Raw genomic sequence first — 13,006 nt, 5'->3', positions numbered from 1 at the left:
TTCTTATCAATATGCTGTCACATTGCTGCCCCGTTCTTTAAGCAAAACATCTTTGGCGGGAAAATCGCCGATCAGTTGGAAAACTCAGACGGGAAATATGTACAGATTTCAAAAGCGTGTCACCAGTGTCTCGGTTCATGCTCTGCTTGCGGTTGCGCTGGCGGGGTTTTTAACGTTTGGGGCGAGTGGCCCGGTACACGCGCAGGATAGCAGCACCACGACCGAAACTTCGTCAGGCGAGCAGCCTGCTGTACCCGTACAGGCCGAGACGGCCAGCCCGGCAGCAGAAAGCACAGAGCCGGCGGCGGATAGTGCCCAAACCCCTGCTGATGATTCTGTTGATAATTCTGTGCAACCTGCTGAGGGTGCGGCGGCACCAGAGATAGCTGAAAAACCGGCGGTTTCCGTGCCAGTGGCCTTTGATCCCGCACAGGTGATCGAGCGGGCGCGCAATCTTGCAAAGCAACCGTTCGAGAACCCGCATCGTGAGCTGCCCGAAGCACTGGCAAATCTTAGCTCCGATAATTACGCGAAGATCCGCTTTAAATCCGAGAAAGCATTTTTCAGTCAGGCGAATTCGGGTTTCGCACTGGACCTTTATCATCCGGGCAACATGTATGACGTGCCGGTTGCCATAAACCTTATTCGTGAAGGTCAGGTGCAGGCTGTTCCCTATTCTGCGGGATTGTTCGATTTTGGCGAGACCGGCCTTTCGGGTAATGATTTCTCGACACAGGGATATGCCGGTTTCCGTCTGCGGTATCCGTTGGGGAATGTTGCAGGCAGTGATGAACTGGCGACGTTCCTTGGCGCTTCCTATTTCCGTATTCAGGGGCGTGATCAGGTTGCCGGACAGATGGCACGCGGCCTGACCATTGATCTTGCCGGTCCGTCCGGCGAAGAAATCCCGGTATTTCGTGAATTCTGGATCGTTGCGCCCAAACAAGGCGAGCGTACGATCACGGTATTTGCGCTTCTTGATAGCGTGCGCGTAACCGGTGCCTATCGGTTTGATATTCGTCCGGGTAACAACAGCAAAGTCGATGTCAGCAGCACGCTTTTCTTCCGGGATCGTGTCGAAAAGATCGGCCTTGCGCCATTGAACAGCATGTTCCTTTATGGCGAACAGAAGCGCCGCCGCCTTGATGATTATCGTGGCGAAGTTCATTCAAGTGATGGTCTTTTGATCAATAACGGCAAAAATGAATGGCTTTGGCGGCCGCTTGATAACCCGGCCAACTTGCAGATCAGTTCGTTCCTGGATGAAAATCCGCGCGGCTTCGGGCTTTTGCAGCGTGACCGGAACTTTGACCATTATCAGGATCTCGATACCCGTTTCGATCAGCAGCCGGGATATTGGGTGACGCCAAAAGGTGATTGGGGCAAAGGGCATGTTGAACTGGTCGAGATACCAAGCCCGAGCGAAGGTAACGACAATATTGTTGCCTTCTGGGTCCCGCAGAACAAGCCCGAGGCGGGAACCGAGCTGACATTCGAATATAAGATTGCGGCAACACAGGATGGAAGCGACCTGCACAAGCTGTCACAGGCGACAGATACGCGCATCATGCGTATCCAGCCTGAGGGTGATGACGCGCAGGCGGCAACCCGTTTCATCCTGAATTTTGCTGGTGAAGAGCTTGAATATTATCTGGCTGACCTCGACAATCTTAAAGCCAATATCAGCGCGTCCAATGCCGAAATACGTAATGTCCGTATCATGAAGGATTCGGAAAACGGTGGTGTTCGCGTGATCTTTGATCTGATTGGGACAGGTGACGCCCAAAGTTCAAATTTACGGGCCTTCCTGCAATATGACGACAGGGTGCTGAGTGAAACCTGGACAATGCCGTGGGTGTTTTGACGCCTTTGGCCCCATCATGCGGGCACAATTGCCTGTGTGGTGCGTTTTGCCCGACAGTCGCAAGTTGAATTCAGGGAAAAGTAAAACCTTATGAGCCGGATTTCCGATCCTATGCCTGATAGCGCAGCCAATCATGGTGTCAACGAGGATGACCTTGACCCGACAGTCAAACTGCGTGGGCCGGGTGTTGGATCACGGCGCATTTTCCTGTTTGGCGCATCGATTTTTGCGACCGCCTATGCCGCGTGGCTGATGGCCGATGTATTGGGGGCCGACCAACTGACCGTCATGGAAATGGTGGTTATTGCGTTCTTTACGATCAACTTTGCCTGGATTTCAGTGTCCTTCTTTACCGGGATTGTCGGGATATTCCTGCGCGGGTTCGGGTTGGATGCGATTACGCTGAAACGGTTGAAGCCGATTGCGCGCGAAGGGTCGCTCAGATCCAGGAATGTGGTGGTGATCCCGGTTTATAACGAAGACCCGGACCGTGTTTTTGCCGGACTGCGTGCGAGTTATGAAAGCCTTGTCGCGACGGGTGAAATCGATGCGTTTGATTTCTTTGTTCTGTCCGATACCCGTGATCCCGATATCTGGATCGCCGAGGAAGTCGCATGGGCCAAGGCCTGCGCGGATTTGAAAGCGCGCGGCAAGATATTCTTCCGCCGTCGGGCTGAAAATACCGAACGCAAATCCGGGAACCTTAAGGAATTCTGCGAAACCTATGCGACGCATTACGATCACATGATCGTTTTTGATGCCGATAGTGTGATGTCGGGCGAGGCCATGGTGAATATGGCCTATCTGATGGAAAACAATCCCGATGCCGGGATCATCCAGAGCCCGCCGCAGCCGACCGGCCGCCAGACCCTGTTTGCCCGTATCCTGCAATTCATTTCGCGCGTTCATGGCCCGACCATGTCGGCGGGTCTTTCGTTCTGGTGCATGGGTAGTTCGAACTATTGGGGCCATAACGCGATCATTCGCGTGCAGGCGTTCATTGATTGCTGCGGGTTGCCGGTTCTGTCGGGCAAGCCGCCGATGGGCGGGCATATCCTGAGCCATGATTTTGTCGAGGCCGCCTTTATGCGCAAGGCGGGCTGGCGTTGCTGGCTGATCCCGCAGCTTGAAGGCAGCTGGGAAGAATTGCCGCCGAACCTGATTGACTATGCAATCCGTGATCGCCGCTGGTGCCAGGGCAATATGCAGCATGCGCGGCTTCTGTTTGCGCCGGGATTCAGGCCGCTTAGCCGTCTTCATTTCTTTATGGGGGTCATGAGCTTTGGCTCCTCGCCGCTGTGGCTTTTGCTGTTGCTGTCTTCGACGATTGCGACGCTGCAGAACACGCAACTGACCTATAGCTTCTTTCCCAGCCAGTTCACGATGTTCCCGCAATGGCCGGTTGACCGGTCGTTCGAGATGCTGGTGTTGCTGGTCTTTACCATCGGTATGCTGGTGGTGCCCAAAATCATCTCGATCCTGATGGTTTGTTTCGGGCGGGACCGCAAGAAGTATGGCGGGGTCATGGTGCTGGCGAGTGGTGTTCTTGAAACGCTGTATTCCGCCTTGCAGGCACCGATCATGATGATGTTGCATGCGCAGTTCGTGTTTTCGGTTCTGACCGGCAATCAGGTGGGTTGGGATGCACAGGAACGTGACGATACGGGGGTGCCGTTTAAGGCGGCATTGAAAACCCATCGGACGATCATCGTGATTGGCCTTATCTGGGGGGCGGTAGCGCTGTTTGTGGATACGGCCTTCTTCTGGTGGCTGTCGCCGATTCTGGCGGGGCTTGTTCTGGCACCGTGGCTGACGCATTGGTCAAGCAGCCTTGCCATCGGGCGTGCGGCGCGCCGGATGAAGCTTTTTGTGACACCCGAAGAAACCGAATCCCCCGAAGAACTTGCGACATTGGCGCGCCTGACAGCGGAAGCGCCCGATGAAGATGTCAAAGACGGGTTGCTGCGCCTGATCGAGGACCCGTTTGCCAACGCGTTGCATTCGGCCCTTTTGCCCGCGCGTAAACCCGATCGTCGTACCCAGATCGAGATCGGGATCATCTATGAAAAGCTGTCCCGGTTGGGGGTCGAAAGCCTGACAAAAGACGAGAAACTCAAGATTCTATCGTGGCCGGTCAAACCGCTTGATCAGATTATGGCTGGCAAAAAGGACGAAAACGCAAAAATGCCCGCTAATTCGTCATAGTGCATTGATTTTCTTGCATAGGTCGCGCCACAAAAACGCCCTGATTTAATCAAAATATGCCGCGGTTTTTAGGTGATCATAATCCTTACCAAAGAGTTAATCACCGATTGTCGCCATTTAGCCCGAAGGGGCCGCAAACATGACTGATCTGACCATCGCATCAAAAGGCTTTTCCTACGCTGCTTTTGAATCTGCTGCTGTGACTCGCCTGATTGACGAGACCGCGCGTGCGTGGTTGCGTTCGTTCAGTGTTGATAATCCGCAGGCTCATCAGCGTCTGGTGAACGAATTGCGTACTGCCTTGCAGCAGGACACCGTTGCGACAACGGAAAAAGAAAGTATGCAGGACATTCTTGATCAGGCGGCCCATGATGCCATCGCAAGCTGGTTTGCTGATCTGAGCGGCCAGAACAACTGTTTTGGTTCTTCCGGTTTTGCCATGATGCGTTGTGCGTTTCTGTCGGCCAACTGCGACAACGCCTGGTCCGAGCGTTTTCTGGATCGTGAACACAGCAACAACGACCTTGCCCTTGCCCTGTCGGTACAGATGATGTGCCCGACCCCGGCGGTGAAAAGCTGTGTGATGCCGCGCCAGTCGCTGGATCGTCGCGCCGCATCCTGAATAATTTAAAGATTTGCGCTGACTTGTTTTACCCTCAACGTCATTTGCGCATTCCCAATGAAGCACTGCCACACAGGCGGTGCTTTGTTGGTTTTGGGGCATGCAAAAAAAGAACCCGCCCAAAAGGGCGGGTCGAGTTCAGCGGGCGAGTGGGACCTGATCCCGAATGAAATCAGATCCCGATGACGTCAGGGCACACACTCCCCAACGCCGACGAAAAAAGGTTCAGGCCGCTTTGCGTGCGGCGGATAGTTTTTCAAGAAGCCGGGCGACGGCCGGATCGTTTTTGCCGTTCCGGTCCAGTTCAAGGAAGAAGTCCGGATAGGGGGCCTTGCCCGGTGTCAGGTTGTAGGGTTCGAAATCGGTGATCCCGATGGCCTCCAGCACGCTTTCATCGGTGAAGAATCCCCCGGTAACGTCGCGTGCGGGCGATGTCAGGATGGCGTGCGCGGCATCGGCAAGGATTTCGGGGCTACGCGCGCGACCCTGTTCAAGGCCGGGGATCATGTTAAGGGCGGCGGTTTCGATCACGGTGACGGGCCACAGCGAGTTGACAGCAACACCTTCGTCTTCGAATTCCGCAGCAAGGCCCAGCGTCACCAAGCTCATACCGTATTTTGAAATCGTATAGGCGGTGTGGTTGGCAAACCATTGTGCCGACAGGTTGGGCGGTGGCGACATGGTCAGGATATGCGGGTTATCGGATTTCATCAGATGCGGCAGGCAGGCCTGCGCGCAGGCGAAACTGGCCCGGGTGTTGACCTGATACATCAGATCGAACCGTTTCATCGGTGTTTGCAGGGTCGGGGTCAGATTGATCGCGCTGGCATTGTTGATCAGGATGTCGATCCCGCCAAAGGTTTCGACGGTTCGGGCAACGGCATCGGCGATCTGGTCTTCTTCGCGAATGTCGGTTTTAAGGGCGAGTGCTCTGCCACCGGCTTCCTCTATCTCGGCGGCGGCACTGTGAATCGTGCCGGGCAGTTTGGGATGGGGTTCATCGGTTTTGGCGATGATCGCGACATTTGCCCCGTCGCGTGCCGCACGCAGTGCGATTGCCTTGCCGATCCCGCGCGATGCGCCGGTGATGAACAGTGTTTTGCCAGCTAAACTTGCCATGATTTTCTTCCCTGAATTTTCTTATGATTTGCCAAATTGCGGGCTGCGTTTTTCGACAAAGGCGCGGACACCTTCGCGGAAGTCGTGGCTTCCGGCGCAATCGGCGAAGGCGGTGGCTTCCAGTTCCAATTGTTCGGCCAGATCATGTTCAAGCGCGGTGTTGAGCAACGCCTTGGTTCGGGCAAGGGCATCGCGTGGGCCGGCGGCAAGGCGGGCGGCATATTTGGCCGTGGCGGATGCCAGCTGATCGGCGGGGACGACCTTGTTGACCAGACCGCATTCGTGGGCGTCGGTCGCGTTGAACCGGTCACCCAGAAAGGCAATTTCCTTGGCCTTTTTCATGCCGACAAGGCGGGGCAGCGAATGGGTTGATCCGCCGTCTGGTGACGTGCCGATATGGATATAAGCCAGTGTGAAAACGGTTTCTTCGGCGGCAACCGCAAGGTCGCAGGCATTCATCAGGCTGATGCCAAACCCGGCAACCGCCCCTTCGAGCTTTGCGATAACGGGGCGGGGCAGGGCGGTTAGGCGGATGATGATGTCATGGACCCGGTTGATCATGTTTTCGATCAGGGGCCGGGATTCTTCCACCGGGTTTTTTGATAGCTCATAAAAGAACTTCACATCGCCACCGGCCATGAACGTGCCGCCTGATCCCTCGATAATGACCGCGCCGATATTGGCAATGTCGGCCTCGATCCGATCAAGGGCGGTGCCAAATCCTTTGATCATGGACTGATCAAGCGCATTCATCCGGTCGGGCCGGTTCAGGGTGATCGTTGCGATCTGATCGGTGATCGACAGCAAGACGGCATCATTTGAAGTCATAAGAATTCCTCCCGCGGGTTTGTGCCCGGTTATTATTGTCAGGCGGCAAGCCGTGCTTCGATGGCGGTTTCCATGTCCGGCCAGCCTGAAAGCCAGTCGGGCATGACCGGTGATGTTTCATCCGCACCCACCAGCCTGCAAATCTGTTCGGGCGGGACGATGCCATCGGGGCCGACAAACACGGCCTTTACGATGCCGAGTGCCAATGTCTTGCCGTTCGCGATAAAACGCTGTTCCAGATAGAAACCCTTGTCGTCCCAATAAAGGGCCTGCGTTTCGAGTTTGAAGCGCTGGAACGGTTTGATCGCGCGTTTGAACCGCATGGTGGACCCGGACACGACGGGCTGCCATTTGCGTTTGAGCATCTGTCTGGCAATGCCGTTACGCAGGATCAGTTCGGTTCGTCCGAGATCCATCAATGCGAAGTAGCGCGAATTGGTCATATGGACATTGATATCCAGATCCAATGGCCACGCCCGGAATGACAAGACAGACGGGTCAAGCGGATGCAGGCCGGGCCGCAACCAGGACAGAACCAGCACACGGATCAGTCGGAAAATCAGATTCACGACAGGCTCCTTGTGCCGATATATGCCGGGTGAGGGATGCGGCCCGTTTGCATGATCAGAACAGATCCTCGTCCAGTTCCATCATGGTGCCAGACCCTGCCATCATCGCGCTGAACAGCGCGCCGGACTGCGGCAGGATGCGTTCCATATAGAATTTGGCGGTGATCAGTTTCGCCTTATAGAAACCGTCCGGATCGTCGTCCTGTTTCGCCAACGCGATTTCCGCCATGCGAGCCCACATATAGCCAACCGCGACCAGACCAAACAGGCGCAGGAATTCGGTGGCCGCGGCCCCGGCTTCGTTCGGGTTTTTCATGCCGCGTTGGGCCAGTTCACCGGTGGCCTGCTGCAAACGCATGAAGGCCTTTGCCAGCGGCTGTATGAAATCGCCAAGCCCGTCCTTCGAGACATTGGCTTCGATATATTCCTGAACCGGGTGGAAGAAGCGCCGAAGGTAACGCCCCGCCTTTGCCGGCATTTTACGCCCGACAAGATCAAGTGCCTGAATGCCGTTGGTGCCTTCGTAAATCTGGGCGATGCGGGCATCACGAACATATTGTTCCATGCCCCATTCGCGGATGTAACCGTGACCGCCAAAGACCTGAACGCCAAGATTGGTGTTATCGAACCCCCAGTCGGTGAACAGGGCCTTGACGATTGGCGTCATGAGCTGGACAAATTCGTCGGCTTCTTCGCGTTTGACCGGATCGGCATGGTGTTTGGCGGTATCAAGCGCGCGCGCAACCCAAATGCCCATTGCCCGGCATCCTTCGTTGGTCGCGCGTGCGGTCAGAAGCATCCGGCGGACATCGGGATGAACCAGCAGGGAGTCGGCAGGTTTGTCCGGGCTTTTGGGACCGGTCAATGCCCGGCCCTGCAGGCGGTCACGGGCATAGGCCGCAGCCCCCTGATACGCGGCTTCGCCAAGGCCAAGACCCTGAATGCCGACCGAAAGCCGTTCCTGGTTCATCATGGTGAACATCGCGGGCATGCCTTGGTGCGGTTCACCGACCAGATAACCGATTGCGCCGTCAAAATTCATGACACAGGTGGCGGATGCCTTGATCCCCATCTTGTGTTCGATCGAACCGCATTTAACCGCGTTGCGATCGCCAAGCGATCCGTCATCACCAACCATGAATTTTGGCACAAGGAACAGGGAAATGCCCTTGGTCCCCTTGGGCGCATCGGGCAGTTTGGCCAGAACCAGATGGATGATGTTTTCCGTCAGATCATGTTCACCGGCCGAGATGAATATCTTGGTGCCGGAAATGGCATAAGACCCATCTTCGCGCGGTTCGGCCTTGGTCTTGATGATGCCAAGATCGGTACCGCAATGCGGTTCGGTCAGGCACATGGTACCGGCCCACGTGCCGTCGACCATTTTCGGAAGATATTTATCCTTCAGTTCGTCCGAGGCGTGGCTGTGAAGGGCGGCATAGGCCCCAAAAGACAGACCCGGATACATCCCGAATGACAGGTTGGTCGAACAGATCATTTCTTCGACAAGGGCATTGATTGTTTTCGGTGCGCCCTGACCGCCATAGACGGGATCGCAGGCAATACCCGTCCATCCGCCTTCGGCAAAGGTCTGATAGGCTTCCTTGAAGCCCTTGGGCGTGGTGACGACACCATCATCCCAATGACAGCCTTCCTCGTCACCGGTGCGGTTGATCGGGAACAGGAGTTCCTCGCAGACCTTGGCGGCTTCTTCGAGAACGGCATCGACGACATCCGGGGTGAAGTCCTCGCATCCGGGCATCTGGTTGATGTCGTTATAGTCAAACAGTTCGGTCAGGACGAAGCGCATGTCGCGCAGCGGTGCTTTGTATTGGGCCATTTTTCTGTCCTCCTCGTCCTAGTTTCGCAACGGCTTGCCGGTCAGGAGCATATGCTCGACCCGGGCCATGGTGCCTTCGTTGCGGACCAGACGCATGAAGCCTTCGCGCTCCAGTTCCAGAATGTCGTCTTCGGAAAGTTCTTCGGTCACATCGGTGTCACCACCGGCCAGAACCCTGGCAAGTTCACCTGCGACGACACGGTCGTAATCGGTGGCCTTGCCCAGACGATAGAAACCATCAACCGCCATCTCGAAGGCAACCCGCGCACTTTCGCCGGGCAGGCGATAGGTGAATTCTTCGGGGGCTTCGTAGCCATCGACCATGGAAAGCGCGCGCGCCTTGGCATCGGCCAGCAGACGGTTGCGGTTCATGGTGATGCCGTCACCCTCGCGGAAGAACAGGTTTTCCTTGGCTTCCATTGCGGATTTGGCAACGGTTGCCACCGAAATGATTTCAAACGCCTTGGCACTTGGCGCCATCGGGCCCTTGGGGAATTTCGGGTTTTCGGACCAGCGACGGATCATTTCCTTGCACCCGCCCCAGGCCGGGATCAGGCCAACACCGGGTTCGACCAGACCTATATAGGTTTCCCCATGGGCCTGCACCGCATCACAATGCAAAAGGACCTCGCAGCCACCGCCCAGTGCCATGCCACTTGGTGCGCCAACAACCGGGAAGGGCGAATATTTCAGGGCCTTGTAGGTTTCCTGACCGGTTTCAACGAGGTTTTCGATTTCCGGCCACGCGGCGATATTGGCGGCAAACAAAGCCAGACCAAGATTGGCCCCGGCAGAGAAATTGCTGCCTTCGTTATAGATCACCATCGCCTTGAACTGCTTTTTGACAGTCCGGATGGATGTCTTGACCATGCCAAGAACGTCGGCATCAAGCGCATTCATTTTGGTATGGAATTCAAGGCAGGCAACGCCGTCACCGATATCCCAAAGCGATGCGGCACGGTTACCAACAACCGGTTCGGATTTGCGTTTGATGTCTTCAAGCAGAAGAACACCGTCCGGGCGGACGACCTTGGCGTATTTGCCATCAAAACCAAGGAAGAACAGCGTGCCGTCTTCGACCTTGTAAAACGATTTCCCGGCGGCCTTTTTGAGTAATGCCGGGACCTCGATACCATCTGCTTCAAGCATGGCAATCAGGGTATCAACCCCGATGGCATCAATTAGTTCGAACGGGCCGGTTTTCCACGCATAGCCAAGTTTCATCGCGTCATCGACATCGACAATCGAATTGGCGGCTTCTTCGGCGATGAAGGCGGCATAGGCAAGGGTTTTGGCCATTACGGCACGGCCATAAAGGCCCCCCTTGTCCTTTGCTTCCATCATTTTGCGCGGGTCTTTACCGGCAGAACGGACGCTTTCAAGGCGGGCTTTTTCCGATCTGGCGAATTTGCCGGTCTGAAGATTGACGGATTCCTTGACCTTTTCGCCCCCTTCGCGGTTCAGACGGTAAAACCCGCCTTTGCCCTTGCGACCGGTATAGCCATCCGCGATCAGTTTTCCGACCAGATCGCTTTCGCGGTAAATGGCGTGGAACGGATCGGATTTATCAAGGCTACCTGCCATGCTGGATTGCACATGCGGCATCAGATCCAGACCCACCAGATCCATCAGGCCAAAGACACCGGTTTTGGGAATACCGAACGGGCGACCAATGACGCTGTCGGCTTCTTCGACAGTCAATCCCCGGTCCATGGCTTCGACCATGGCGGCCTGAATCCAGTAGACACCAAGGCGGTTGGCGATAAAGCCCGGTTTGTCATGGCAGATGACACAGGTTTTGCCCAGTTTATGATCGGCAAATTGCTCGACCATGTCGATGACGCCGCTTCGGGTGACCTCTGATCCGACCAGTTCCAGCAGACGCATATAGCGCGGTGGGTTGAAGAAATGCGTGATGATGAAATCCTGCGCAAACCCGTCGCCCATGCCATCGATCAGTGTGACAAGTGGAATGGTCGAGGTGTTTGACGAGACAACCGATCCCTTGGCGCGAACCGCGTCAATCTTGCGATACAGATCCTGCTTGATATCAAGGCGTTCGATGACGGCCTCGACGATCCAGTCACATTTGGCGAGTTTATCAAGGTCGTCCTCGATATTGCCACACGTGATCAGCTTTGCCACCCGTTTGGACATGAACGGGGCCGGATCGGTTTTCAGCATTTTGGCAACCGCACCCTCGGCCACCGCGTTGCGGTTTTTTGATCCTTCGGGAACGATATCAAGCAACAGAACGGGCGTGCCCGAGTTGGCGATATGGGCGGCAATCCCGGCCCCCATAACACCGGCGCCGATAACGGCGACCTGTTTGATTTCCTGGGCCATTACATCGCCTCCAGAATGGTCGCGATCCCCTGACCCCCGCCAATACATTGCGAGGCAAGTGCGTATTTGCCGCCTTCACGTTTCAGAAGGGAGGCGGCCTTGCCGACAATACGCGCACCCGTTGCACCCAGGGGATGCCCGATGGCCAGTGCGCCGCCATCGATATTGACGGTTTTGATATCCAGACCAAGGTCGGAAATGCTGGCCATTGCCTGCGACGAGAAAGCTTCGTTCAGTTCCACCACATTAAGGTCGGATGCCTTGACGCCGGCACGGGCCAGTGCCTTTTTCGAGGCACCAACGGGGCCGATCCCCATGATTTCGGGCAGGCAACCATCCACCGCAACGGACTTGATCCGTGCGAGTGGTGTGAGGCCGTGTTTTTTTGCATATTCTTCGGAGCAAACCAGAACGGCCGATGCGCCATCGGTCAGCGGCGAGGATGTGCCCGCAGTGACAACACCATCCGCCTTGAAAGCCGGTTTCAGATCGGCCAGACCTTCGGCTGTGGTGTCGCCGCGAATGCAGCCGTCTTCGGCGATTGTGCCGTCCGGGCCTTCAATCGGGATGATTTCATCGACAAATTTTCCTGCTGCCTGTGCTGCGGCGGCCTTTTTGTGGCTTTCAACGGCAAAGGCTTCCTGATCGGCGCGCGAAAGGCTGTATTTGGTTGCGACGTTTTCTGCCGTGTCACCCATGCCCATATATGCCTCGGGCATTTCCTTATACAGGGCCGGGTTTGGCATCGGGTTGAAGCCCATCATCGGCACGCGTGACATGCTTTCGATGCCAGCACAGATGAAGGCGTCACCGGCACCAATCGCGATGGCACCGGCTGCCTGATGGATCGATTGCATGGACGATCCGCAGAAACGGTTGACCGTAACACCGCCGACCGAACGCGGCAGACCGGCAAGAAAAGTAACCAGTCGGGCAACGTTAAGCCCCTGTTCGCCTTCCGGGAAGGCACAACCCAGAACCAGATCCTCTATCGTGTTGGGATCGATACCGGTTTTATCCACCAGACCTTTGACGACCTGTGCAGCAAGATCGTCAGGACGGACCTTGGCAAGGGCACCTTTGCGTGCCGGGGTGAAAGGCGACCGGACATATCCGGCAATAACGGCATTGGTCATGGCGAAGTATTCCTTCCTGAGCTGTCAGCGATTCCGGAAAGCAATTGTTACGCTACCGGATCGAGTCCTTTTTCTTTCAGCGCATCAATCGATTGTTGTTCGATTTCGCGCAATTCGTCCAAAGTGACGTCCAGTGCCTGGCGTTGATCCTCCAGGGCTTCTATTCGGTCCCGAACCCGGGTCAGCAGCATCTTGATCTGCTCGGCCTGGGTGGGGTCTGCGCCATAAAGATCCAGATAATCTGCAATCTCTTTCAGCGTGAAACCCAGCCTTTTGCCCCGCAGGATGATCAGCATTCTGGCTCTGTCCTGACGGGTATAAATCCGGGTGGTGCCAGCGCGCTGTGGTGCTACGAGACCTTTTTGTTCGTAAAACCGGATGGTGCGTGGTGTGACCCCCAGATTTTCAGCCAGTTCGGGAACGGTATAAAACCGGTCGTCAATTTTCGTCATTTGATCGCCCTTATGGTATATATTT

10 protein-coding genes are annotated in these 13,006 nt (G+C 55.8%); 3 read left to right on the top strand and 7 right to left on the bottom strand.

Features of this window, described 5'->3' with window-relative positions; all coding sequences use genetic code 11:
• Nucleotides 1-97: 97 nt before the first annotated feature.
• From P8T57_RS08140 to P8T57_RS08130, 3 genes are all read left to right on the top strand, one after another.
• The gene (locus tag P8T57_RS08140; protein WP_341365127.1) at nucleotides 98-1,864 is read left to right on the top strand and encodes a glucan biosynthesis protein; all 1,767 of its coding nucleotides are present in this window, start codon (nucleotides 98-100) and stop codon (nucleotides 1,862-1,864) included.
• A gap of 111 nt (nucleotides 1,865-1,975) precedes the next feature.
• Nucleotides 1,976-4,069: a glucans biosynthesis glucosyltransferase MdoH gene (mdoH, locus tag P8T57_RS08135; RefSeq protein WP_341365126.1), complete on the top strand. Its 2,094-nt coding sequence runs from the start codon at nucleotides 1,976-1,978 to the stop codon at nucleotides 4,067-4,069.
• Nucleotides 4,070-4,208: 139 nt separating this feature from the next.
• Nucleotides 4,209-4,691: a hypothetical protein gene (locus P8T57_RS08130; protein WP_341365125.1), complete on the top strand. Its 483-nt coding sequence runs from the start codon at nucleotides 4,209-4,211 to the stop codon at nucleotides 4,689-4,691.
• 225 nt (nucleotides 4,692-4,916) lie between these two features.
• Here the strand turns inward: P8T57_RS08130 and P8T57_RS08125 are convergent, their stop codons facing one another.
• Genes P8T57_RS08125 through P8T57_RS08095 form a run of 7 tightly spaced genes read right to left on the bottom strand, consistent with a single transcriptional unit; the run spans nucleotide 4,917 to nucleotide 12,981 of the window.
• On the bottom strand, nucleotides 4,917-5,810 hold the full coding sequence (locus P8T57_RS08125; protein WP_007088651.1) for an NAD(P)-dependent oxidoreductase: 894 nt from the start codon (nucleotides 5,808-5,810) through the stop codon (nucleotides 4,917-4,919).
• 21 nt (nucleotides 5,811-5,831) lie between these two features.
• A complete protein-coding gene (locus tag P8T57_RS08120; RefSeq protein ID WP_341365124.1) occupies nucleotides 5,832-6,638 on the bottom strand; it encodes an enoyl-CoA hydratase in 807 nt (268 codons plus the stop codon).
• A gap of 38 nt (nucleotides 6,639-6,676) precedes the next feature.
• Complete coding sequence (locus tag P8T57_RS08115; protein ID WP_341365123.1) at nucleotides 6,677-7,207, bottom strand: acyl-CoA thioesterase; 531 nt, start codon at nucleotides 7,205-7,207, stop codon at nucleotides 6,677-6,679.
• Nucleotides 7,208-7,262: 55 nt separating this feature from the next.
• Nucleotides 7,263-9,047 carry an acyl-CoA dehydrogenase C-terminal domain-containing protein gene (locus tag P8T57_RS08110; RefSeq protein WP_062950359.1) on the bottom strand — a complete coding sequence of 595 codons (1,785 nt, stop codon included), beginning with the start codon at nucleotides 9,045-9,047 and terminating at the stop codon, nucleotides 7,263-7,265.
• A gap of 18 nt (nucleotides 9,048-9,065) precedes the next feature.
• On the bottom strand, nucleotides 9,066-11,393 hold the full coding sequence (locus tag P8T57_RS08105) for a 3-hydroxyacyl-CoA dehydrogenase NAD-binding domain-containing protein (RefSeq protein WP_341365122.1): 2,328 nt from the start codon (nucleotides 11,391-11,393) through the stop codon (nucleotides 9,066-9,068).
• Entirely contained in the window at nucleotides 11,393-12,529 is a 1,137-nt protein-coding gene (locus tag P8T57_RS08100) for a thiolase family protein (RefSeq protein WP_341365121.1), read from the bottom strand. The genes P8T57_RS08105 and P8T57_RS08100 overlap by 1 nt, the downstream gene beginning before the upstream one ends.
• Nucleotides 12,530-12,576: 47 nt before the next feature.
• Nucleotides 12,577-12,981 (bottom strand): MerR family DNA-binding transcriptional regulator, encoded by a 405-nt coding sequence (locus tag P8T57_RS08095; protein WP_341365120.1) that lies wholly within the window; start codon nucleotides 12,979-12,981, stop codon nucleotides 12,577-12,579.
• Nucleotides 12,982-13,006: the final 25 nt, after the last annotated feature.

The organism is Thalassospira sp. SN3W, from assembly GCF_038070535.1.
GTDB lineage: Bacteria > Pseudomonadota > Alphaproteobacteria > Rhodospirillales > Thalassospiraceae > Thalassospira > Thalassospira xiamenensis.
This window is presented reverse-complemented; position numbering and strand designations above follow the sequence as displayed.